The sequence below is a fragment of the Pseudomonas paralactis genome (assembly GCF_001439735.1).
In the GTDB taxonomy this organism is placed as follows: Bacteria; Pseudomonadota; Gammaproteobacteria; order Pseudomonadales; family Pseudomonadaceae; genus Aquipseudomonas; species Aquipseudomonas paralactis.
This window is the reverse complement of the sequence record NZ_JYLN01000001.1, coordinates 151080-172478: the sequence shown is the minus strand read 5'-3', so window position 1 is coordinate 172478 and position 21399 is coordinate 151080. Positions and strand designations below refer to the sequence as shown.

Sequence of the window (21399 nt, the reverse complement as noted above, 5' to 3'; positions counted from 1 at the left end):
GTAGGCGCTTATCTTTTGCTGTGTAGGCAACTTCCCAAACGTATTTTTTGACCCCCGTCTGCTCGTGTCCGGGCTGTAGGTGCTTGCTTATATTTCGATGCCATTTTTCTCGGTATCGGAATCCAGGACATGGCGTACGGCTACATAAATCAACAGTCAACACCATACTCATTTTTGAAATCGCGGCTGTGGCACGCAGGCTTGTTGCAGGGCCCAGATCATTTTGATGTGCTGAATCAACATCTGAGCCAAGGAATGGTGAGGCCGGGTGAGTTGGTGATCGTTCCAGAAACGTCCAGTACCCATTGCACAATCGAAGAAGCCTGGTTGATGCGCCACGCTGAAAAGATTAGTCGCCAACTGGACCAGGATAGGCGGCTCGATGGAGCAGGAAACACAAATTACGACTTGGCGCAGAGCATTCTGGGGTATGGCTCGATAGGCATCGGCAGTGCGACGTCGGCTTGGAGCCGGCACCTGCAGGAGGTTGCACATACTTTGGAAGAAATCGAGCAACTGCATCGCCAATTGAAGGACGGTGGTTTGGACAGAGAGACGTTTATACGCCAACGCCAACGGATGTTTGGCGTTTTGGATTCGCAACTGCAAGGGGCGGCACGATTTGGCTCGAGGTTGCGTGGCAATCAACCGCTGAAGGGAGAGCTTGGGATTTCGACCAAAAGCTATCTGCATCAAGGCGAGATTGCGGGGTATGCGCAGCGGGTTCAGACGATTACGCAGATATCGAAATGGTTAAAGCAAGGAACATATCTTGGGTTGGCGTTGGATGTGGGCGTGGCGGGTTTGGAAATCAGGGAGGCGTGTGTGGTGGGAAGGGAGGCGCAGTGTCGGCGGGCGAAGTATGTGGAGGCGGGGAGGTTGGTGGCTGGCGTGACGGGAGCTGCTTGGGGTGGTTACACGGGGGCAAAATCAGCTCGTCGCGCGTGCCACGTATTTATGGGTATTTCCATGAAGAGTGGCGGTCAGGTTATGTGCGCAGTTATCGGCAGCGCCTCGGCAGGATATGCCGGTGGCATTGTTTTGGGTGAACAGGGAGCTTTCCTGGGTGGAAAAATTATTGCCGTGGAGGGTGGTGATTTGATGTTCCAGCCTGAGGGCACTTAACGATGTGGTTATTTACTGCCTACACGATTGTTCTGTCTGCTGGTGTACTCGTCTTGTTAGGACTCATGCTATTTGCCGAGTATACAAAGCTAGATGAGTTGGAGAGCCACTTCAGTGAAAACGAAAAGGTTCAAAGACATAAGCGCATCTGGAGAAAAAATCAGCGGATCGACAGATTCCATCGCATGGGTCTGATAATTGACATCCTTTCAATGCCCAAACGATACCTGGAAGCAGGGCTCGTGACCGAGGCTGAGCTGGCTTCTATTCCCTTGGCGCTCAAACGTTGGGCTTTGTGGCCCTATCGTCTTTCTACTATCTGGATTATCGCGATGATCGTTTGGGTTGTTTGGCATAAGTGGTTCGATATCCCAATTCCATAGAAAGGGCGCTCACTCGCAGAAAACCAGGAGCACATACGTTGTAAAAAAATACTGTACATAAATACAGTATTGTCCTACAGTCCATCCCAGGTGACCGGATGTCACCGGTCACCTGAGCTTCAATTTTTTAGCTATGGATGGATAAAAAATGAAATCGAAAAAAGCCCTTATGCTAGGCGCGGCCATGATGGCCTCCTGCTTTGTTTCGGCCTTTGCCCTGGCCGAGCAAACCCCTCCCAAGCTCAGTGCGCAGACGGTCAAGCAGGCCGTGGACAAAGCGTTGAAACAAGGTGGCACAGTGGAGAAGGCCATTGTCTCGGACGCATTCAAGCAAAAGCTTGATGCAGCCAAGGCCGGCAAGCCCAAAGTGTCAGCCGCCAAGGCCGCCGCCAATAATGCGGTGGTTGATGCCAAGGTGGGTCAGTTGGTTAAGCCCGATCAGGCGAAACTCAAGGAAGCGGCGGTTGCTGCCTTCACTCCGCTGTTCCCAACCCTGGATATCAACACCCTCTACACGGTCACCGGGGTGGAGACTGGCGCGCAGATCGCCTACCACTTCAACCTGCCGAAGAATGCGCGAATTCAGGTGCAGTTGTTGAATCAGAGCGTCGGCACTGACATGTCGTTGACGCTGTTCCATGATGACGGCCAAGGTAATCTGACCCCGTTGGGCACCTCTGATAACGCTGGCAATGCCGATGAGTACCTCAATGGTGTGTTGCCGGCCGGTGACTACTACTGGTTCATGGTGGCCAATGCCGCGAGCAACTCGCAGTTCAGCTTCGGCGTGGCGGTAGACAGCAACATCGATGCCTACGAGCCCAACGATACCGAGCAAACCGCGTTTGCCCTGCCGGATGCGCTGAACCAGGTGAGCGGTAACCTCGACAGCGTCAATGATGTGGACTATTTCTCGTTCACGTCGCTGCGCGGGCAGGGTGTCGGCATGTTCCTGGGTGATGACGGTGCGGGTACGCGCAACCAGTGGATCTTCGAGCGTTTCGACGGTAATAACTGGGTAGTGATTCAGCCGGATTCCACCTCCACCTATCCGAACCTGACTCCTGGCTATACGGTCAAGGTACGTGTACGGGCGAACCCGGCGGTAGCGTTGAACACTCAGGCGCAGTACCAATTGACCCTGGGCTCGGCGCCTCGCTTGAACCAGCACAACGTGAACGGCGACAACGTAGTGCGCATTCCCAGCTCAATCTTCCAGCTGGCCACCCAGGCAGCCCGCAATCTGAGTTGGAGCACCCAATGGTCGGACAGCACCGGTGAGCCATTGCGCGGGGTCACACCAGTGCTGCGGGTCGACAAGCACTTTGGCGCCACTTATAACTGGGTCAACTATGAAGCCAAGACCGGCATCACGGGGGCAGCCTCGGGCAATGTCGCCCTGGGCACTTGCTCCGGCGACTACAAGGTGCGGTACCCGGACAGCTCGTCGGGCCAGACTTACAACTGGGAAACCTGGTTCAACGAAGGTGGCTGGCGCATCGAGCTCAAGGAGTTTCCGGGCGTGGGCGTAGGCGGCAATATCACCCAATACGTCAGCCTGGGGCACATTTGCAGCCAGACCATCGTGCGCTGATTGATCTACGAGTGTGAAGCAGGGGGCAGTCCATTTGGGCTGCTCCCTTTTTTTGTGGCCGGCTCCCAATGCAGCGTGCCAAACAGGTAATCCATCAATGGCAACACGATATTGAAATTACGCCCCTGCATCAGCTCGCGACGATGATGCAGGGCGTGCAGGCGATGCATGTGGCGAATCCACGGCAGGCGTGCCACCGGGTGTTCAGCGGGCAAGTGTTCGCAGGCGTGGAACACCTCGTAGAGCAGGTAGCCGAGGATCATGCACCCGGCAAACAACCCCGCCACGTTGGGGCTCAGTTGCTTGAGCAGCCACCAGGCGGGGAGGGTAATGGCCAGGCTGTGCAGCATGATCAACCAGGCAGGGAACAGGATGACGCGCCAGTCCCGTGGGCTGTCGTAGGTCATATGGCCTGGCGTGAAGAAACTGTGGTGGTCGCCGGTGTGGCGTGCGTAGAACAGCCGGGCGAATGGGTGTTTGTGATGGCCGAGGTGGCGGTGCACGAGATAGATGCACAGGTTGAAGAACACCAGGGTCAAGGGCACCGTCAGCCACTGCAGCGCGGTGATCTCTGCGGTGGAAGACCAGGCCAGCGTGATGCAGGTAATGCCGTAGCCGAGGACGAACGCGGCGTGTAACCAGGGGTTGTAATGGCGGCTCACATTGGCGCGGTAGCGGCTGCGGAACGTTTCGGTGAGATCGGGCATGGCGGGTTGCTCGTTGTTTTTGTTCGAGACTGAGCTTAGTGGGTGGGGAGGAATGTGCGAGTTTTTACCGGGGGCTTGCTCCCGATGGCGGCCTGATAGCTGACCAGGATGTTGGATCAGACCGAGTACATATCCTTTATTTGGGTCACGGCTGCTATTGGTTCCGCTTTTACAGCGGGTCACTTTTGAAAAGAGCCCAAAAGTAACCAAAAGGCTCTTGCCCCACCACTCGGCACCTCGCTTAGGCTCGGTGTGCCCGTAATCCGCCATGAATTTGGGGGGCCGCCGCCACGCGCCATCCATGGCGCGGGGCGGCTAAACCGGCATCCCTGCCGGTTTACCCCCCAAATCCCTGTCGAATTCCGGCCAGCGTGGTTTGACGGGGCGCCTAAGATCAAAAGCAGAGCAAGAGCGGCTCGCTTCGCATCGTGGTTACGGTTGGCAGTGGCTACAAAAGTTGTGTAGATACCCATGCCCCGATGGCGGCGAGTCAATCAGCTGTGCTGTGCAGACTGAAACGCCTTCGTCGGGGGTAACCCTCCCACCGTTTAATCGGTGGTGAATTTGAAGATGGTGTTTTGGGTATAGGTTTGCCCGGGATTCAAGCGAGTTGAGGCAAAGCCGGGTTGGTTAGGCGCATCCGGGAAGTGTTGGGTCTCCAGGGTAAACCCGCTCCAGTGCTGGTACGTCTTGCCCCCTTTGCCCTTCACCGAACCATCCAGGAAATTGCTGGTGTAGAACTGCACTCCAGGCTCACTGGTGTAAAGCTGCAAGCGCCGCCCCGACTCAGGGTCATGCACCTGGGCAGCAAGCTGCTTCACGTCACCCTTGGTATCCAGAGCCCAGTTGAAGTCGAACCCGCCTTGTTTCGGCTCGGCAAATTTGAGCTGCGGATGGTCCGCCTTGATGTGTTGGCCAATGGGCGTGGGCTTGAGGAAGTCCATCGGTGTGCCTTTCACCGGCGCCAGCTCACCGGTGGGGATCAAGGTGGCATTCACCGGCGTGTAGTGGCTGGCGTGCAAGGTGGCGACCTGCTTGAGAATGTCGCCGTTACCCGCGCCGGCGAGGTTGAAGTAGCTGTGGTTGGTGAGGTTGAGTACCGTCGGTTTGTCGGTGGTGGCCTTGTAGTCGATGTGCAGTTCGTTCTTATCGTTGAGGCGGTAAGTGACTTCGGTTTTCAGGTTGCCGGGAAACCCCATTTCACCGTCCCTGGACAGGTAGGTGAGGGTGACGCCCACCGAATCCTTGTCCTTGACCGGTTCGGCGTGCCACACCTGTTTGTCGAAGCCCTGAGCGCCGCCGTGCAGCGAGTTGGGGCCGTCGTTGAGCGGCACCTGGTAGCGTTTGCCGTCGAGTTCAAAGGCACCGCCGGCCAGGCGGTTGCCGAAGCGGCCGATGGTTGCGCCGAAAAATGCAGTACCGCCTTGATAGCCTTGCACATCATCGAAGCCCAGCACGACGTCGTCGAGCTTGCCGTTTTTGTCCGGCACCATCAGCGACTGCAAGACACCGCCGTAGGTAATTACCGTGGCTTGCATGCCATGGCTATTGCGCAACACGTACTGTTCGACGGCGGTGCCGTCATTGGTTTTACCGAAGGGCTTGTGCTCGCTGGTAAGGCCGGCGGCGTGCGCGCCGCCGCTGGTGATCAGCATGGCCAGCGCCAGACCGGACAACAGGTATCGAGGGTGCTTCATGGTCGAACATCCTTTTGTTGTTTTTGGGTTGAATAGTTCTACTAATGTGAGATATTTCACCGGCTACCCAGCGAATTTATAGCCTTTAACGCCGATTTCGTAAAATAAAATAAGACTAATTGATCGAGGCACTACGTTATGAGTACTGAGCACGCCATTTATCCTGACCTCAAGGGCAAGAGCGTATTGATCTCCGGCGGGGCGTCAGGGATTGGCGAATTCATGGTGCGGGCCTTTGCCGCCCAGGGTGCCAAAGTGGCGTTTGTGGATCGCGCGCAAAGCCAGGGTGAACGCTTGGCGGCGCTGTTGAACTCCAAGGGCCACATCGTTGAGTTCGAGTGCTGCGATATTACCGATGAGATTGGCTACGGCGCGGCAATCCGGCGCTTCGAGCATTCCCTCGGGCCGATCACGGTGCTGGTAAATAACGCGGCAAATGATGTGCGCCACAGCCTGGAAGAAATCGACTCGCAAATGTTCGACCGGTTGATCGCTGTCAACCTCAAGCACGCCTTCTTTGCTGCGAAGGCGGTGGTGCCAATGATGAAAGAGGCGGGTGGCGGCTCAATCATCAACCTGGGTTCGGTCGGCTGGATGATGGCTTCTGCCGGCTACCCGGTGTACGCCGCCAGCAAGGCCGCCGCCCACGGCATGACCCGAGGCCTGGCGCGGGAGTTGGGGCCGAGCCATATCCGCGTCAACACGCTGGTGCCGGGCTGGGTGATGACGGAAAAACAACTGGCCATGTGGGTGGATGACGCGGCTCGGGAGTTGATCGCCCGTAGCCAGTGCCTGCCTGGCAGTGTGATGCCGGAACACATCGCCAATATGGCCCTGTTTCTGGCCTCTGATGCCTCGGCGATGTGCTCGGCGCAGAATTTCATCGTGGATGGTGGCTGGGTTTAAGCCGACATCGCCTGTGTAGGCGCGAGCTTGCTCGCGAAAGACGTCAACGATAACGCGTGTTTCCTGATTAAACGCGGCGCCTGTGCGTTTTTCGCGAGCAAGCTCGCTCCTACAAAAAGCTTTAATTGACGGGTATTAGGGCTGCGGTGCTTAGGCGATGGGGTAACGCTTGAACGCCGGGTGCTGTTCCAGGCGTTCAGCATGGCGCTTCAGGTTGGGGAACGCATCCGCCTTCACCACCGAGGCCACGGTGAACTGGCTGAACGACCAGGCGACCGCCGCTGTAATGGATGCCTGGGTCAGCGCTTGACTGTCTGCCAGTTGCTTGTCCAACAGGGTATAAGCCGCCAGCAATTGCCCACTGACGCGTTCGATCCACGGTGCATGCAACTTTTCGGCTGGGCGCAGGTTGTGTTCATAGACGATCTGCACACTCTTTTCACAGGCGGCCAGGGCCAGTCCGAGCAGTTGCAGGTCGTGGGCGCGTGCTGTCGGTTGCTGGGGGAGCAGCTTCTTGTCAGCCGGCGCCAGGGCTTCCAGGTAATCGAGGATCAGGCTCGAATCCATCAACACCGTCCCGTCGTCCAGCACCAGCGAGGGGGCTTTGACCACGGGGTTGATTTGGGCAAATTGCGCGTAGGTGCTGAACACCGACAGCGGTTCATGCGCAAAATCCACCCCGTACAAGTCCAGGGAAATCGCCACGCGGCGTACGTAAGGCGAGTCCAGCATTCCGATCAGTTTCATGCAGCCTCCATTGCCTACAGGATGTTTGGCTCAAGAGAGTAAGGGCGCCAGCAGGGGTTGGGCAACACCCACACCGCGGCGGCGCCCAGTGACTGCGGCTGCAAACCCCAGGCGATCTGGCGCTGGTCGCTCAACGCGCTATAGCCTGGTTTGCCCAGAAACGCCACGAAGCGCGGCGCACCGAGGGCGGCGGAGCCCTTGCCGGGGTTGATGCCGCAGAACACTACATCAAGCTGGTCGGTGAGGATATCGCCGAGGCGGTCGGTCATAGGGGGTATCTGAATTTGAAACAGTCGGTAATATGCACTTTGAATGCGTTGATCCAAGCACCTCAGGAGCAGTGAGCATGACCGATTCGTCCACTTATGTCCCACCCCGAGTCTGGACCTGGGAAACCGAAAGCGGCGGCACCTTCGCCAGCATCAACCGGCCTGTCGCCGGTGCTACCCACGATAAAGAGCTGCCGATCGGCAAACATCCGCTGCAACTGTATTCCCTGGCTACGCCCAACGGGCAGAAGGTCACGATCCTGCTCGAAGAGTTGCTGGCCCTGGGTCACACCGGCGCCGAATACGATGCCTGGCTGATCAAGATTGGCGATGGCGACCAGTTCGGCAGTGGCTTCGTCGCGGTGAACCCCAACTCAAAGATTCCGGCCCTGATGGACCGCAGCGGCGCCACGCCGATCCGGGTGTTCGAGTCGGGCGCGATCCTGCAGTACCTGGCCGAGAAATTCGGCGCGTTCTTGCCCACCGAACCTGCGGCTCGGGCTGAATGCCTGTCGTGGCTGTTCTGGCAAATGGGCAGCGCGCCGTACCTGGGCGGCGGCTTCGGGCATTTCTATGCCTATGCCCCCAGCAAAATGGAGTACCCGATCAACCGTTTTGCCATGGAAACCAAACGCCAGCTGGATGTGCTGGATAAACGCCTGGCGGTGAGTGAGTACATTGCCGGTGATGAGTACAGCATTGCCGATATCGCGATCTGGCCCTGGTACGGCGGGCTGGTCAAAGGCCGCTTGTATGGCGACTCGGCGGAGTTCCTGTCGGTGCATGAGTACAAGCACGTGCAGCGCTGGGCCGACGCGATTGACGCACGGCCTGCGGTGCAGCGCGGGCGGCGGGTGAATCGGGTGTCGGGCGAGCCCCATGAACAGTTGGCCGAGCGCCATGATGCGAGCGACTTGGACTGAAGGTTATGCGCTAAAGCGTGGGCGGAGCAGGAAATCAGGGGGGCGGCGGGCCGAGGCGCTCAAGCTTAAAGCGCAGATGGGTCAAGTGTGGGCCAGTTACCACCGATGATCTGCTAATCTGCGCGGGTTCAAACCGCCCTCAGCCTGTGGAACTCCCTGATGAAAACCTGCCCCGTCCGGCCACCGCTTGAACCGCAATCGGTGTGCCACCCGATCACCAGCAGTGCGATTTTCATGGTCGCCACCCTGGCCCCCGATGCGGTCGAAAATGTGCGTGCCTGGTGCGCCGACATCGCAGGGTTGGTGCGCTCGGTGGGCAAGCGTGTGCCGTCGGGCAACCTGACCTGCGTTTGTGGGTTTGGCTCGGATGCCTGGGACCGCCTGTTCGGTGCGCCGCGCCCAGCGGCCTTGCATCCGTTTCGCGAGTTTGGCGTGGAGGGGCGCATGGCGGTGTCGACTCCCGGCGATATCCTGCTGCATATCCGCGCCGAGCAGATGGACCTGTGTTTCGAACTGGCGACCCACTTGATGGCCGCCCTGGGCGATAGCGTGAAGGTGGTCGATGAGGTCCAGGGGTTCCGTTACTTCGATATGCGCAGCATTATCGGTTTTGTCGACGGCACCGAGAACCCGGTGGGGCGCAAGGCTGAAGCCTTTACCCTGGTGGGTGACGAAGACCCGGAGTTCGAAGGCGGCAGCTATGTGTTGGTGCAGAAATACCTGCACAACATGACGGCGTGGAATGGCTTGACCGTAGAGGCCCAGGAGAAGGTGATCGGGCGTACCAAATTGTCGGACATCGAACTGGACGAAGACGCCAAGCCGAGCAATTCCCACAGCGCCCTGACCGTCATCACTGATCAGGACGGCGAGGAAGTGAAGATCCTGCGCGACAACATGCCCTTTGGCCGCCCAGGCGCCGGCGAGTTCGGCACCTACTTCATCGGCTACGCACGCTCGCCGCAGCCCCTGGAGCAAATGTTGGAAAACATGTTTGTCGGCCGCCCGGTCGGCAACTACGACCGCTTGCTCGACTTCAGCACGGCGGTGACCGGCGGCCTGTTTTTCGTGCCTTCGGCCGACCTGCTCGAAGAACTGGCCGACCGCGAACCGACGGCTTAACTCAACAACCCGGTGCTGACCGCCACAATCAGGAAGACTCCCAACAGCGCACGGTAGATCACGAACGGCCACGTGGAGAAGCGCTCCAGGAACTTCATCAGGCCCCAGATCGCAAAGAACGCCGAGATGCTTGCCACCACCAGGCCGAAGATCAAGTGCGGCCAGGCGTGGGCAGGCAGGTCGGCGCGCAGCAGCACCCACAGCTCTTTCAAACCGGCCAGGGCAATGGCCGGCAGGCCCAGCAGGAAAGAAAAGCGCGCCGCTTCCTCACGTTTGAAGTTCAGGAACAGCGCGGCGGTCAGTGTGGATCCCGAGCGCGATACACCGGGAATCAACGCGCCAATTTGCGCCACCCCCACGATCAATGCATCGCGCAAACGCATCTGGCTCACGTCGCGGGTATGGCGGGCGCGTACTTCGGCCAGCGCCAGCAACACCGCCATCACCACGCAGGAAATACCGATCACCATCAGCCCGCGCAAGGGTGAGTTGCAGGCATTCAAGGTCGAAGACAGCGCCAACCCGGCAATGCCAATCGGGATAGTCGCCAGCACGATGGCCACCGCCAGCTTGAACCACCGGTCGTTGTAGTCGCCGCGGCGCACCGCACTGATGCTGCCGGTGGTGACCTGGCGCACATCTCGCCAGAAGTAACTGACCACCGCCGCCAGCGCCGCCAATTGCATGGCCGCCGAAAACGCCGAGCCCGGGTCTTGCCAGCCGAGCAGGGCGGGCACCACACGCATGTGGGCGGTGGACGACACCGGCAGCAATTCGGTAATGCCCTGGACCACACCCAGGATAAAAATCTGCAGGTAATCCAGGGAAGCAAAGCCCACATCCAGGCCGGCGGTACAGACGTTGGTCACAATACGTGTCCTTGAGCGAAAGGTGGAAACCGGCGAAGTTTATTCTAAATGTTTCAGGAATTTGGCCAGGGCAACCGCTATTTGCAATCGGTTCAGCCAATAGAAAGGATTCGACAAGCCATTGGCCTGACAGGCACTTTTGTGAACAATGGCGCCCTGCGTTTTTCCACCGAGAGCCCCATGCCTGAAACCACCGTTGAATTGATCCAGACCGGCCCTGAAGATGCCGAGTTGATCCGCAATCTGTACCAGTACTACGCCTACGAGTCTTCGGACTGGGAACAGGAAGATGTCGAGGCCGATGGCCGTTTCTACATCCATGACGAGCACCTGGCCCGCTATTGGCAAGACCCGCAGTGGAGCGCCAACCTGTTGCTGGTCGATGGCTATATCGCCGGTTTCCTGCTGATCGAAGGCAGCGAACTGCCGTGCATCGACGCGTTGGAGCTGGCCGACCTGTTCATTCTCAAGCGCTACCGCCGCAAGGGCATCGGCCGCGCCATCGCCAGCCAGGTGCTGTGCAGCGGCGCGGCTAATTGGCTGGTGCGGTTTTATGATCAGGACGAGGTGTCTCAGGCGTTCTGGCGCACTGTGTTGGATAACCTGCCGCGTCCGGTGCAGATGATTGAGCTGGAGGATGAGCCGCAGTTGGTGAGCTACCTGATTACCCGGGCGTCATTGCACTGATGACCGGTGATCCGAATGAGGGAGGGGTAAATGTGGGAGGGGGCTTGCCCCCGATGGCGGCCTGATAGCCGACCAGGATGCTGGACTTTGATCGAGTGCATATCCGTTGTTTGGGTCACGGCTGCTATTGGTTCCGCTTTTACAGCGGGTCACTTTTGAAAGAGCCCAAAAGTAACCAAAAGGCTCTTGCCCCACCACTCGGCACCTCGCTTAGGCTCGGTGTGCCCGTAATCCGCCATGGATTTTGGGGGCCGCCGCCACGCGCCATCCATGGCGCGGGGCGGCTAAACCGGCATCCCTGCCGGTTTACCCCCCAAATCCCTGTCGAATTCCGGCCAGCGTGGTTTAACGGGGCGCCTAAGATCAAAAGCAGATCAAGATCAAGAGCGGCTCGCTTCGCATCGTAGTTACTGTTGGCAACTGCAAAGTTGTGTAGATATTTATGGGCTATCGGGGGCAAATCCCTTCCCATAGGGCCTAGCCTGGATTGAACAACACCTGTTGCATCGCCTGAGGAGGCTGTCCGAAGGCCCGCAGAAACGCCTGACGCATGCGTTCGCGATCACCGAACCCGGTTTCGCGGGCCACCACTTCCACCGGGTGGCGGCTGGTTTCCATCATCGCCCGTGCCGCTTCGACCCGTAGGGCTTCGATGGCCTTGGCCGGGGTTTGCCCGGTTTCTTCGCGAAAAACCCGGCTGAACTGGCGCGGGCTGAGTCGGGCGACGTCGGCCAGGGCGTCCACCGATAAATCCTGGGTGAGGTTTTCGCGGGCATAGGCCAGGGCCAGTTGCACGCGGTCGGATTTGGGGTCCAGTTCCAGCAAGGCCGACAATTGCGATTGCTCGCTGCCGCGGCGTTGGGCTATCACCAGCTTGCGTGCGATGCGGCGCGCGAGGTCGCTGCCCAGGTCGTTCTCCACCATCGCCAGGGCCAGGTCGACCCCGGCGCTCATGCCGGCGCCGGTCCACACCTGGCCGTCCACCACGAACAACTTGTCTTCCTCCAGACGGATATCCGGGTAGCGTTTGCGAAACGCCGGCGCGTGGATCCAGTGGGTCGTGGTGCGTTTGCCTTCCAGCAAACCGGCTTCGGCCAGCACAAAGATGCCCGTGCATAACGAGGCCACTCGCCGCGACTGCGCTGACGCTGCCTTGACCCGTTCGAGCAGGTTGGCCTCCGGCAGGCGAAACTCCAGATAGCCGCTGACGATCAGGGTGTCATAACCCTCAGGCCGTATAGCGCTGGTATTCACCGAAAACCCCTGGGAGGTCATCACCGCACCACCGCCTTGCGAGACCAGGTGAAACTCGTAGGCCGGCTCACCGCGCAGCAGGTTGGCGCACTCGAACACCGAGCCAAGGCTAAGGCTCAACGACTGGAAATTCGGGTAAACCAGCAGCGCAACGCTGTGCATTGCATCTCTCCAACGGGCAGGGGAGAAGGGATTGTCGGCGTGTGCCAGCTAAACGGCAACCGACTTTGGCCCATGTCCGAAATCCTTGCGGATATGACATTGTGAGCGATTGCCTCGCTGCCTAACATGGCCCCAACGAACTAGACGACTGGTCTAATCGCGCGGAGGCAAGCATGAGCAACGCAAGCAGCAGTGCACGGCAAGCGATTCTTGAACGTGCCCAATCCATTGTCGGCGCCAAGGGTTTTTCCGCGGTGGGCTTGAACGAGATCCTGCACGCCGCACACGTGCCCAAGGGCTCGTTTTATCACTACTTCGATTCCAAGGATGCGTTTGGCGTGGTGTTACTCGACACCTATTTCGACCAGTACGTCGATGGCATGCAGCAGCTGTTCGATCAGCCGGGTCTAACCCACCACGCCCGGTTGATGCGCTATTGGCAAAGCTGGATCGACAACCACACGGGCTGCACCGATACCGGCAAGTGCCTGGCCGTCAAGCTGGGGGCTGAAGTCTCCGACCTGTCGGAACCGATGCGACTGGCGTTGCAACGCGGTACTTCCCGAACCATCGAGGTACTCGCGCTGGCTCTGGAGCGCGGCGTTGAAGACGGTTCGCTCAGGTTCGAGCACGCCCCGCAAAGCCTGGCCAAGCGCTTGTACGCGCTGTGGCTGGGAACCAGCGTCATGGGCAAGATCACCCGTACCACCGCGCCGTTCTGCGAGGCGCTGTTGCTGACCCAACAGTTGTTGGGCGGCTCTGAAAACCCTGCTACTCACATCGATCGAGGCACTGGAAAATGAAAGTATTAATGGTACTGACCTCTCACGACCAGCTTGGCGATACCGGGCGCAAGACCGGCTTCTGGCTCGAAGAGTTTGCCGCCCCTTATTACGCGTTCAAGGATGCTGGCGCCGACGTGGTGCTGGCTTCCCCGGCCGGCGGCCAGCCGCCGTTGGACCCCAAGAGCGATGAGCCGGATGCGCAAACCGAGCAGACCGAGCGCTTCGCCGCCGACCCGGCTGCGCAGCAAGCCCTGGCTACCACGGTGAAGCTGGACACGGTCAACGCCGCCGACTTCGACACCGTGTTCTACCCAGGCGGCCACGGCCCGTTGTGGGACTTGGCGGAATCGCCTGTGTCCATCGCGCTGATCGAGGCGTTCGAGCGGGCCGGCAAGCCCATCGGTTTTGTCTGCCATGCACCGGGCGCCTTGCGCCACGTCAAGGCGGTCAACGGTGAGCCGTTGATCAAAGGGCGCCGTGTGACCGGGTTCTCCAACTCGGAGGAAGCCGCCGTGCAGTTGACTGATGTTGTGCCGTTCCTGATTGAAGATGAATTCAAAAAGCTGGGCGGCAAGTATGAGAAGGGTGCCGACTGGCAATCCTTTGTGATCGTCGATGGCTTGCTGGTGACAGGGCAGAACCCCGGCAGCTCCAGCGAAGTGGCCAAGGCCCTGCTGACACTCAACGCTTAAATTAATCAACCGAGGTACACACTGGCGATTCTCAGGAGTCGCCAGGGTTTTCGTTCGTCCTGAATTTGGAATATCCCCATGCCTGACTGCATCTTTAACACCCCGATAAAGCTGGGGCATCACCGCTTGAACAATCGCGTTGTGCTGCCGCCGCTGACACGCCAGCGCAGCGCCCAGCCAGGCAATATCGCCACTGACATGATGGCCGAATATTACCGCCAGCGTGCCAGTGCCGGCTTCATGGTCAGCGAGGGCACGCAGATCGAGCCGCGTGGCCAGGGTTATGCATGGACGCCGGGTATCCATACACCGGCGCAGATCGAGGGTTGGCGCAAAGTCACCGCAGCGGTACATGCCGAGGGTGGGGTGATCTTTGCCCAGTTATGGCATGTGGGGCGGGTGTCTCATAACGCCTTGCAACCTGGCGGCGCTGCACCGGTAGGGCCGTCTGCACTGCCGGCGCTGCAGGCCAAAGCCTTTATCGAAACCGGCCCAGGTATGGGTGAACTGGTGCAGCCACCCGTGCCACGCGCCTTGAGCACGCTGGAAATCGATGAGTTGGTCGGGCATTACGCCCAGGCTGCTCGCAATGCCCTGGACGCCGGGTTTGATGGCGTGGAAATCCATGCGGCCAACGGCTATTTGATCAATCAGTTCATCTCGGCCCATTCCAACATTCGTGAGGATGAATACGGTGGTTCGCTGGATAATCGCCTGCGCTTGCTGCGCGAGGTTGTCGAAGCGGTGTGCAAGGTGGTGGGGCCGGAACGCCTGGGCGTACGCTTTTCGCCGCTGTTCAGTGGCACCGACCAGGACCGGGTCTACATTGGCCTTGTAGAAGAAGATCCGCACCACACCTATATCGAAGCGATCAAAGTGCTGGAAGCGTCGGGCATCGCCTATGTGTCGATCGCCGAAGCCGACTGGGAAAACGCGCCCGACTTGCCTGAGACATTCCGCCAGGCTGTGCGCCACACCTTCAGCGGCAGGATCATCTATGCCGGCCGGTACACTGCCGAGCGTGGTGCGCGGCTGGTAGAGGCAGGGCTGGCGGACCTGATCGCCTTCGGACGGCCGTTCATTGCCAACCCGGACCTGCCCCAGCGGATTTTCAATGGCTGGCCGCTGAATGCGTTGAAGGCGGAGGGTTTGTATGGGGGGACGCAGGCGGGGTATGTGGATTATCCGGTGTATGCCGAACCGGAATGACACACGCTATATGGGAGAGGGCTTGCCCCGATTCGCGGGCAAGCCCTAATGCCGGGCTTTTTGTAGGAGCGAGCTTGCTCGCGAAAAACTCACAGGCGCCGCATTCATTCAGCAAGCACGCGTGATCGTTGACGTTTTTCGCGAGCAAGCTCGCTCCTACAGAGGGCGATGTACGCTTAAGCCGGTCGCCAAGGATTGAGGAAAGCGCCTCACTCCACCCGCAACACAATCTTGCCGATATGATCCCCACCTTCCATGCGCGCATGGGCCAGGGCGGCGTCGGTGTAGGGGTAGACCTTGTCGATGATCGGCAGGCAGCGCCCGGCGCTGAGCACCGGCCACACGTAGTCGCGCAGTTGTTCGGCAATCGCGGCCTTTTCTTCGCGGGTGCGGGCGCGCAGCAGTGAGCCGGTGATCACTGCGCGTTTGGCGAGGATGGTCAGCAGGTCGACGTCATGGGCCTTGCCGCCCCCGAGAAAACCGAGCATCACCAGGTGACCGTCCATGCCCAGGGCCTTGAGGTTGTTGTTCAGGTACGAGGCACCCATGATGTCGAGAATCACATCGACGCCTTTGCCATCGGTCTGCTTGGCTATGACCTCGGCAAACTCCTGTTCGCGGTAGTTGATCGGTTCGGCGCCCAGCTTGGCAATCGCGGCACATTTGTCGGCGCTGCCGGCGGTGGCGAATGCCTGGATACCGAACTCCTGGCAGAGCATCAACGCGGTGGTGCCGATGCCACTGGTGCCGCCGTGGATCAAAACGCGCTGGCCTTTATGGGCGCCGCCCAGGCCGAACAGGTTGGCCCAGACGGTGAAGAAAGTTTCCGGCACGGCAGCGGCCTGAATCCAGTCCATACCCGCCGGAACCGGCAGCGTCTGGCTGGCCGGCACCGCGCAAAACTGCGCATAGCCACCGCCATTGGTCAGGGCACACACCTTGTCGCCCAAGCTGTATTCAGTAACGCCAGTGCCCAACGCCACCACTTCACCGGCCACTTCCAGGCCTGGAATCGGGCTCATGCCGGGTTTCATCGGGTACTTGCCGGCGCGTTGCAAGGCGTCTGGGCGGTTGACCCCGGCGGCGTGCACGCGAATCAGAATCTCGCCAGGCCCGGCCACCGGCACGTCGGCGCGCCGTGGCTGCAAGACTTCCGGACCGCCAGGGGTGGTGATTTCGATCAGGGTCATTTCTTGGGGGAGCGTCATGGAACAGTTCCTGTGGCGATGAGCGTATGGGTTGGGACCGTAGCGCGGGGTCGGCAGTTCAGCAAGATCATGCCGGGTTCTTTCGGCAATGCAACCGCCTGGGGCAACCGCAGGATTTCAGCACAAGCCTGCAAGTGCGTCGGCGCGGCTTTGGACACACTGGCCGTCGATCATTATTGACGGACACAGGTGGCGTATGAACGAAGCGAGAAATCAGGATACCGGACTGTTGTTCCTGCGGGTCAGCGGGGCGGTGTTCCTGCTGTGTGTGCATGGGTTGCCCAAGCTGCTCAACTACGGCGAACAGTTGAAGCTGATCGAAGACCCGTTTCACCTGGGGGGCCAGGTCACCTTGCTGCTGGCGATCTTTGCCGAAGTGCTGTGCCCATTGCTGATCATCGCGGGCGTGCTGGTGCGCCTGGCGTGCGTGCCGATCCTGGCGGTGCTGGTCATCGCTTTGCTGGTGGTGCATCCAGAGTGGACGCTGTTGGAGGGGCAGTTCGGCTGGCTGCTGTTGATCATCTTTACCAGCATCCTCATTGCCGGGCCGGGGCGGCTGGTAGTGGTTCAGCGCTTTGCCTGAGCAAAAAAAGGCCGGGCGAACCCGGCCAAACAAGGAGAGGAGGTTGCAAGCGGTTCAGCGGCTGAGGAACGCCAACAGGTCTTCATTGAGCTGCTGGGCGTGGGTTACGGCAAACCCGTGAGGTGCATCCTTGTAGACCTTCAGTTGCGCGCCCTTGATCATTTCGGCCGCCACCTTGCCGGTGGTTTCGAACGGCACGATCTGATCGCCGTCGCCGTGGATCACCAGGGTCGGCACCTCGATTGTGCCCATGTCCGGGCGGAAGTCGGTTTCGGAGAAGGCGCTGACGCAATCCACGGTCGACTTGAGCGAGGCAAGCATGGCGATCTGCAGGGTTTGGCTGAGCACACCCTCGGAGACTTGCTGGCCCTTGTTGATACCGAAGAACGGCGTATTGAAATCGCTGATGAATTGCGCGCGATCCTTCAACAGCCCGGCCTTGATACCATCGAACACCTCGGTAGGGACGCCCTGGGGATAGTCGGGTTTCTGGCCGAAGATCGGCGTCACGGCGCCCAGCAACACCAGGCCTGCGACCCGCGCATTGCCATGTCGCGCGATGTAGCGCGCCACATCACCGCCGCCCATGGAAAAGCCCACCAGGGTCACGTCCTTCAGGTCCAGATGTTCGATCAACTGCGCGATATCGTCAGCGAAGGTGTCGTAGTCGTTACCGGTCCAGGGTTGGTCCGAGCGGCCAAAGCCTCGGCGGTCGAACGCGATAGTGCGAAAGCCGCGGCTGCTCAGGTACTCCATCTGGTATTCCCACATGTCGGCATCCAGAGGCCAGCCGTGGCTGAACAGGACGGGCTTGCCGCTGCCCCAGTCCTTGAAGTAGATCTGGGTGCCGTCTTTGGCAACGAAGGTGCTCATCTGAATCTCCTTGCTTGAGTTAAAAAGGGCGGTGAAAAACCGCATCACTATTGCCGTAAATCTGGACCCAGGCTTGTATGGGTGTGCTTGCTCAGGGTTACCAACTGAATTTGAGTTCCATGCCCAGGTAGTTGCTGTCGTGCCCGCCGGCATCGCGCAGGGTCTGGCCAGCCGCGTAGTGCACGGCCTCGATTGCGCCGCTGAGGTTGGAGGTAAACGCGTAGTCGGTGCGCACTTGGCCGTAGGCACCGGTCCAGCGCTCGCCTTGGCCAGCGGTGCCGGCGACGGCGAGGTTGGGTTGGGTGTAAACCGCGTCTGCGGTGGTCTGCCGCCACAACAGGCCGACAGCGGTTTGCACGCTCAGCTTGGCGAAGGGCTTGACGGTGATCGACGGCTTGACGTGGATCAGGTTGCTGTAGCCCGTATAACCGGCCAGGGAAAAGTAGTAGCCGTTGGGGAACAGCGGGTTGAAGGTGCCGACGCGGCCATCACCGCGCTTGCGGTCACCGGAGGCGACATCCACTTGCAGGCCCAGGCGCGGTGTCCAGGCCAGGGTGTCGAAGGTGTAGCCGGTACGGCTGCCGCCGGCCCAGGCGCGGATCGCCTGGCTGCCCACCGAACCCCTTTGCAGCATGGCTTCGATATCCCAGTCAAAACCCCGGGCCGCGCCGCCCAGGCGTGCGTCGAGCAACTGGCGGGTCTCGTTGCCGTCGGCGTCCAGGTAATGGGCGGCACGGCGCTCGTAAACGCCGTAATAGGCCGACAGCTCATTGCTGCCGCCCACCAGTCGCTCGACCCGTAGCATATGGAAGCGCGCATCACGGTTGGATTTGTCGTCGAAGTGCCGGCCATCCTGGTACTGCACCGGTTGGCTGGCGATCCCGATAAAACGCCATTGGGGCGTTTCCCAATCGGCCCACAGCGCGTCGAAAGACTGGCGCACATTCGGGCCATCGCGCGACGAAATAAAGCGCTGCAAGTCGAAGGCAAAGTCCTGGCGACCCGCCCGAGCCTTGAAGGTGCCGGCGCTGAAGGTCTTTACGTATTCGGCAAAGGCCAGGCGCAGGTCGACGCGGTTCTGGTCGGCGCCGCCGAGGGTGGTTTTGTCATAGGCCCGCACATCTTCCAACTGGGTGAACAGCCGCCAGTGTTCGTTGAGGTGCAAGTCGGCGTGTACCTGAAAGCGCTGGATCAGGTAGCGATCACGCGCTACATCGCGCACGCCGAAGCCACTGGCATCGTTCATTTCGAAGCGTTCGCGCAGTGTCGCACCCAGGGACAGGTGAGTGAACGGGTTGGCGGCGGACAGCGGGATGTACTTGAGGTTGTCCAACGGTTGCGTGCGCAATGCCGGATCCTTGAGCACAGACCAGTCTTCCTGCCAGCGATTGGCCTTGATGGCCGGGCGGGTCGGTTGATTGTCGGCATGTACGCTGCCCACCACCAGCGGCCACAGCACGGCCAGGCCCCAGCCTGTACGACGGATCATTTTGCCGCGATGAGTTGGTGAATTTCCGCGACGTAACCGCCGGGGAACTGCACCAACGCGCTGCGACGACTTTTGCTGTCGAAGCTCGGCACCAGTACGGTAGCGCCCGAGCCCGTGGCTTTGCCCAGGGTGGCCGCCAGGTCGGCTACTTCGTAGCCGGTGGTTTCATGGCCAAAGGGGTAGGGCAGTTGGCCGTTGGTCACCAGTACCGCCATGCGCCCAAAGGGCGAGGTGATCTCGACGCGTCGGTAAGTGCCGCTGGCCTGACCCACCTCCACAGCGGGTGCGTGCTTGTCATCGGCGACCACTTTGCCGTGGGAGAAGCCCAGGAACGCCTTGATAAAGCGATCGGCACGATCGGCGCTGAGGTACACGCGGTTTTCCGGTACGGTCTGGAAGGCGGCGTAATCCGGGCTCTTGGTGTGCCAATACAGCTGCATGTTCACGCCGCCCGGCCACTGCACCACCGCATCGCGGCCGATGGGGTCGGGAAAGTCGCTGACGATCACCGCAGCGCCGTTATCCCGAGCGGCCTTCAGGGCCACGTCCATGTCCTTGACCAGATAACCATTGCGCTCCTGGCCAAATGGATGGGGAATGGGTGTGGTGAAGCCGAACAGCGACACCGTACCGGCCGGGGTCTGCAACAATTGCGAGGTGGTGCTGCTCGGCACCGGCAGCACATTGACCACCACCTGAGGCGTGCTTTTGCCCCCGAACGTGGCCAGGAAGCTTTGGGCAAAACGCTCTACATCAGCGGGTGCTACATACACATGGCTGGTGTCGTATTGCGGCGCCACCGCTACACCCGGCGTGGCCGCCCAGGCACTGCTCGCCATGGCCCCGGCGAGCAATGTCACCGCCAGGGTTACCGCCCTCACTTTTCTGTACATGCCTACTCTCCAGCGCTTTTAAGAAAGTCAAAAGCTTAGGGGGAGGGCGGTGACGCCGATTGTATGGGCGTGCTTGGTTGAACGGTTCAGCGTCAATGGCTTTGCCGGCATTCATAGCGGTTCCTTGCTCGGCGATGTCCATTTCTGCGCCGAGTATGGCGTTGTCTCGGCGGTGAAAATGATGGATACCCAGGGCATCAACGAGGCGTATAGCTTATCTTTAGCTGATCCACTCCTATCCGGAGCAAGCTGCCTTGCACATTGATAGTGGGGTGTTCGTTTAGTCGCGCCAGCCAGGAGGAGTCATGTCGACCGTTGTTCGTCTCGCCCAAGCAGCCGATGCCCAGGGCATCAGTCAGGTGATTCTGGCGGCCTTGCACAGCAGCAACGCACGGGATTACCCCGCGGATGTGATTGCTCGCGTCGCCACTCACTTCACGCCCGATGCGGTTCTTGAACTGCTCAATCGTCGCATTGTGCTGGTGGCGATCCAGGATGAGTTAATCGTCGCCACCGCTGCCCTCGATGCCAACGTGGTGCGCTCGGTGTTCGTCAATCCCGAGCTGCAAGGGCAGGGCATTGGCCGTTTGTTGATGATCGAGATCGAACTGCGTGCCCGCGAAGCCGGGGTGACGGTGTTGAGTGTGCCGTCCTCACTGACCGCCGAGCCGTTTTACAGCAAGCTCGGTTTTCACACCGTACGCGATGTTTACCATGGCAATGAGCGCACGCTGGTGATGGAAAAGACGTTGTTGTCGCGGCATCCCATCGGCGCCTACCGCGACCGGCAGCATCGCGCCCAAGTGATTGAGTTATGGCAGCAGGCGTTTGGCTATGACACCGCGCATAACCTGCCGAGCCTGGCGATTGACAAGAAGCTGGCGGTCAACGATGGGTTGTTCTTCGTAGCCACCGACAAGAAAGCCGTGATCGGTACGATTCTCGCCGGCTATGACGGCCATCGTGGCTGGTTGTACTCGGTGGCGGTGCATGCCGACTATCGTCGCCATGGTTTGGGATCGTCGCTGGTGCGCCATGCCGAGCAGGCGCTGACGGCCTTGGGCTGCATGAAGATCAACCTGCAGATCACCGGCGGCAATGACGTCGTGGTGGGGTTTTATGAGGCGTTGGGGTACGGGGTGGAGCCGAGGATCAGTATGGGCAAGAAGATTGCCGGGAATATCCCTCAATCCTGAAAATACTGGAGATCAAAATGTGGGAG

At 59.9% G+C, this 21399-nt stretch carries 23 protein-coding genes; 13 read left to right on the top strand and 10 right to left on the bottom strand.

Annotated features, from left to right (window positions below; all coding sequences use genetic code 11):
- Positions 1-129: 129 nt before the first annotated feature.
- The 3 genes from TX23_RS00740 to TX23_RS00730 all read left to right on the top strand — a co-directional run bounded on the left by TX23_RS00740 (position 130) and on the right by TX23_RS00730 (position 3102).
- Positions 130-1125 carry a hypothetical protein gene (locus TX23_RS00740; protein WP_057700591.1) on the top strand — a complete coding sequence of 332 codons (996 nt, stop codon included), beginning with the start codon at positions 130-132 and terminating at the stop codon, positions 1123-1125.
- 2 nt (positions 1126-1127) lie between these two features.
- Positions 1128-1508, top strand: a complete 381-nt coding sequence (locus TX23_RS00735) for a hypothetical protein (protein WP_057700590.1) — start codon at positions 1128-1130, stop codon at positions 1506-1508.
- A gap of 148 nt (positions 1509-1656) precedes the next feature.
- Complete coding sequence (locus TX23_RS00730; protein WP_057700589.1) at positions 1657-3102, top strand: hypothetical protein; 1446 nt, start codon at positions 1657-1659, stop codon at positions 3100-3102.
- 5 nt (positions 3103-3107) lie between these two features.
- On the opposite strand, the gene TX23_RS00725 is transcribed toward TX23_RS00730, so the two are convergent.
- Together TX23_RS00725 and TX23_RS00720 are read right to left on the bottom strand one after the other, a co-directional pair.
- On the bottom strand, positions 3108-3809 hold the full coding sequence (locus TX23_RS00725; RefSeq protein ID WP_057700588.1) for a sterol desaturase family protein: 702 nt from the start codon (positions 3807-3809) through the stop codon (positions 3108-3110).
- 548 nt (positions 3810-4357) lie between these two features.
- The gene (locus TX23_RS00720; RefSeq protein WP_057700587.1) at positions 4358-5506 is read right to left on the bottom strand and encodes an aldose epimerase family protein; all 1149 of its coding nucleotides are present in this window, start codon (positions 5504-5506) and stop codon (positions 4358-4360) included.
- A 138-nt stretch (positions 5507-5644) separates the two neighbouring features.
- On the opposite strand from TX23_RS00720, the gene TX23_RS00715 reads away from it, so the two are divergent.
- A complete protein-coding gene (locus tag TX23_RS00715) occupies positions 5645-6412 on the top strand; it encodes an SDR family NAD(P)-dependent oxidoreductase (protein ID WP_057700586.1) in 768 nt (255 codons plus the stop codon).
- Positions 6413-6562: 150 nt separating this feature from the next.
- On the opposite strand, the gene TX23_RS00710 is transcribed toward TX23_RS00715, so the two are convergent.
- Together TX23_RS00710 and TX23_RS00705 are read right to left on the bottom strand one after the other, a co-directional pair.
- On the bottom strand, positions 6563-7159 hold the full coding sequence (locus TX23_RS00710; RefSeq protein WP_057700585.1) for a glutathione S-transferase family protein: 597 nt from the start codon (positions 7157-7159) through the stop codon (positions 6563-6565).
- Between the two features lie 14 nt (positions 7160-7173).
- The gene (locus TX23_RS00705) at positions 7174-7428 is read right to left on the bottom strand and encodes a uracil-DNA glycosylase family protein (RefSeq protein WP_057700584.1); all 255 of its coding nucleotides are present in this window, start codon (positions 7426-7428) and stop codon (positions 7174-7176) included.
- Positions 7429-7505: 77 nt separating this feature from the next.
- Here TX23_RS00705 and yghU point away from each other — a divergent pair, with 77 nt between their 5' ends.
- A complete protein-coding gene (gene yghU, locus TX23_RS00700) occupies positions 7506-8351 on the top strand; it encodes a glutathione-dependent disulfide-bond oxidoreductase (protein ID WP_057700583.1) in 846 nt (281 codons plus the stop codon).
- Between the two features lie 159 nt (positions 8352-8510).
- Positions 8511-9473: a Dyp-type peroxidase gene (locus TX23_RS00695; RefSeq protein ID WP_057700582.1), complete on the top strand. Its 963-nt coding sequence runs from the start codon at positions 8511-8513 to the stop codon at positions 9471-9473.
- Here TX23_RS00695 and TX23_RS00690 read toward each other — a convergent pair.
- Positions 9470-10342, bottom strand: coding sequence for an undecaprenyl-diphosphate phosphatase (locus tag TX23_RS00690; protein ID WP_057700581.1), 873 nt, complete (start codon positions 10340-10342; stop codon positions 9470-9472). The two genes, TX23_RS00695 and TX23_RS00690, sit on opposite strands and share 4 nt — an antisense overlap.
- Positions 10343-10522: 180 nt before the next feature.
- On the opposite strand from TX23_RS00690, the gene TX23_RS00685 reads away from it, so the two are divergent.
- A complete protein-coding gene (locus TX23_RS00685; protein WP_233102191.1) occupies positions 10523-11029 on the top strand; it encodes a GNAT family N-acetyltransferase in 507 nt (168 codons plus the stop codon).
- 477 nt (positions 11030-11506) lie between these two features.
- Here the strand turns inward: TX23_RS00685 and TX23_RS00680 are convergent, their stop codons facing one another.
- On the bottom strand, positions 11507-12445 hold the full coding sequence (locus TX23_RS00680) for a GlxA family transcriptional regulator (RefSeq protein ID WP_057700579.1): 939 nt from the start codon (positions 12443-12445) through the stop codon (positions 11507-11509).
- Positions 12446-12618: 173 nt separating this feature from the next.
- Here TX23_RS00680 and TX23_RS00675 point away from each other — a divergent pair, with 173 nt between their 5' ends.
- From TX23_RS00675 to TX23_RS00665, 3 genes are all read left to right on the top strand, one after another.
- Positions 12619-13248 (top strand): TetR/AcrR family transcriptional regulator, encoded by a 630-nt coding sequence (locus tag TX23_RS00675; RefSeq protein WP_057700578.1) that lies wholly within the window; start codon positions 12619-12621, stop codon positions 13246-13248.
- On the top strand, positions 13245-13922 hold the full coding sequence (locus TX23_RS00670; RefSeq protein ID WP_057700577.1) for a type 1 glutamine amidotransferase domain-containing protein: 678 nt from the start codon (positions 13245-13247) through the stop codon (positions 13920-13922). The genes TX23_RS00675 and TX23_RS00670 overlap by 4 nt, the downstream gene beginning before the upstream one ends.
- Positions 13923-14000: 78 nt before the next feature.
- Complete coding sequence (locus TX23_RS00665) at positions 14001-15131, top strand: alkene reductase (RefSeq protein ID WP_057700576.1); 1131 nt, start codon at positions 14001-14003, stop codon at positions 15129-15131.
- 209 nt (positions 15132-15340) lie between these two features.
- On the opposite strand, the gene TX23_RS00660 is transcribed toward TX23_RS00665, so the two are convergent.
- The gene (locus TX23_RS00660) at positions 15341-16339 is read right to left on the bottom strand and encodes an NAD(P)H-quinone oxidoreductase (RefSeq protein WP_057700575.1); all 999 of its coding nucleotides are present in this window, start codon (positions 16337-16339) and stop codon (positions 15341-15343) included.
- A 196-nt stretch (positions 16340-16535) separates the two neighbouring features.
- Here TX23_RS00660 and TX23_RS00655 point away from each other — a divergent pair, with 196 nt between their 5' ends.
- Entirely contained in the window at positions 16536-16922 is a 387-nt protein-coding gene (locus TX23_RS00655) for a DoxX family protein (protein ID WP_057700574.1), read from the top strand.
- Positions 16923-16976: 54 nt separating this feature from the next.
- Here TX23_RS00655 and TX23_RS00650 read toward each other — a convergent pair whose 3' ends face one another.
- The 3 genes from TX23_RS00650 to TX23_RS00640 all read right to left on the bottom strand — a co-directional run bounded on the left by TX23_RS00650 (position 16977) and on the right by TX23_RS00640 (position 20177).
- The gene (locus TX23_RS00650) at positions 16977-17795 is read right to left on the bottom strand and encodes an alpha/beta fold hydrolase (protein ID WP_057700573.1); all 819 of its coding nucleotides are present in this window, start codon (positions 17793-17795) and stop codon (positions 16977-16979) included.
- Positions 17796-17892: 97 nt separating this feature from the next.
- A complete protein-coding gene (locus TX23_RS00645) occupies positions 17893-19284 on the bottom strand; it encodes an alginate export family protein (protein ID WP_057700572.1) in 1392 nt (463 codons plus the stop codon).
- Positions 19281-20177: a VOC family protein gene (locus TX23_RS00640; RefSeq protein ID WP_057700571.1), complete on the bottom strand. Its 897-nt coding sequence runs from the start codon at positions 20175-20177 to the stop codon at positions 19281-19283. Before TX23_RS00640 ends, TX23_RS00645 begins: the two co-directional genes overlap by 4 nt.
- Positions 20178-20226: 49 nt before the next feature.
- On the opposite strand from TX23_RS00640, the gene TX23_RS27915 reads away from it, so the two are divergent.
- Positions 20227-20442, top strand: a complete 216-nt coding sequence (locus TX23_RS27915; protein ID WP_157243885.1) for a hypothetical protein — start codon at positions 20227-20229, stop codon at positions 20440-20442.
- 40 nt (positions 20443-20482) lie between these two features.
- Positions 20483-21373 (top strand): GNAT family acetyltransferase, encoded by an 891-nt coding sequence (locus TX23_RS26690; protein ID WP_082629533.1) that lies wholly within the window; start codon positions 20483-20485, stop codon positions 21371-21373.
- Positions 21374-21399: the final 26 nt, after the last annotated feature.

Coding starts and splice junctions, on each gene's coding strand:
- TX23_RS00645 (WP_057700572.1), bottom strand. CDS start 19,284: ATGATCCGTCGTACAGGCTGGGGCCTGGCCGTGCTGTGGCCGCTGGTG.
- TX23_RS00710 (WP_057700585.1), bottom strand. CDS start 7,159: ATGAAACTGATCGGAATGCTGGACTCGCCTTACGTACGCCGCGTGGCG.
- TX23_RS00680 (WP_057700579.1), bottom strand. CDS start 12,445: ATGCACAGCGTTGCGCTGCTGGTTTACCCGAATTTCCAGTCGTTGAGC.
- TX23_RS26690 (WP_082629533.1), top strand. CDS start 20,483: ATGTCGACCGTTGTTCGTCTCGCCCAAGCAGCCGATGCCCAGGGCATC.
- yghU (WP_057700583.1), top strand. CDS start 7,506: ATGACCGATTCGTCCACTTATGTCCCACCCCGAGTCTGGACCTGGGAA.
- TX23_RS00640 (WP_057700571.1), bottom strand. CDS start 20,177: ATGTACAGAAAAGTGAGGGCGGTAACCCTGGCGGTGACATTGCTCGCC.
- TX23_RS00675 (WP_057700578.1), top strand. CDS start 12,619: ATGAGCAACGCAAGCAGCAGTGCACGGCAAGCGATTCTTGAACGTGCC.
- TX23_RS00670 (WP_057700577.1), top strand. CDS start 13,245: ATGAAAGTATTAATGGTACTGACCTCTCACGACCAGCTTGGCGATACC.
- TX23_RS00650 (WP_057700573.1), bottom strand. CDS start 17,795: ATGAGCACCTTCGTTGCCAAAGACGGCACCCAGATCTACTTCAAGGAC.
- TX23_RS00705 (WP_057700584.1), bottom strand. CDS start 7,428: ATGACCGACCGCCTCGGCGATATCCTCACCGACCAGCTTGATGTAGTG.
- TX23_RS00725 (WP_057700588.1), bottom strand. CDS start 3,809: ATGCCCGATCTCACCGAAACGTTCCGCAGCCGCTACCGCGCCAATGTG.
- TX23_RS00735 (WP_057700590.1), top strand. CDS start 1,128: ATGTGGTTATTTACTGCCTACACGATTGTTCTGTCTGCTGGTGTACTC.
- TX23_RS00655 (WP_057700574.1), top strand. CDS start 16,536: ATGAACGAAGCGAGAAATCAGGATACCGGACTGTTGTTCCTGCGGGTC.
- TX23_RS00740 (WP_057700591.1), top strand. CDS start 130: ATGGCGTACGGCTACATAAATCAACAGTCAACACCATACTCATTTTTG.
- TX23_RS00695 (WP_057700582.1), top strand. CDS start 8,511: ATGAAAACCTGCCCCGTCCGGCCACCGCTTGAACCGCAATCGGTGTGC.
- TX23_RS00665 (WP_057700576.1), top strand. CDS start 14,001: ATGCCTGACTGCATCTTTAACACCCCGATAAAGCTGGGGCATCACCGC.
- TX23_RS00715 (WP_057700586.1), top strand. CDS start 5,645: ATGAGTACTGAGCACGCCATTTATCCTGACCTCAAGGGCAAGAGCGTA.
- TX23_RS00720 (WP_057700587.1), bottom strand. CDS start 5,506: ATGAAGCACCCTCGATACCTGTTGTCCGGTCTGGCGCTGGCCATGCTG.
- TX23_RS00730 (WP_057700589.1), top strand. CDS start 1,657: ATGAAATCGAAAAAAGCCCTTATGCTAGGCGCGGCCATGATGGCCTCC.
- TX23_RS00685 (WP_233102191.1), top strand. CDS start 10,523: ATGCCTGAAACCACCGTTGAATTGATCCAGACCGGCCCTGAAGATGCC.
- TX23_RS00660 (WP_057700575.1), bottom strand. CDS start 16,339: ATGACGCTCCCCCAAGAAATGACCCTGATCGAAATCACCACCCCTGGC.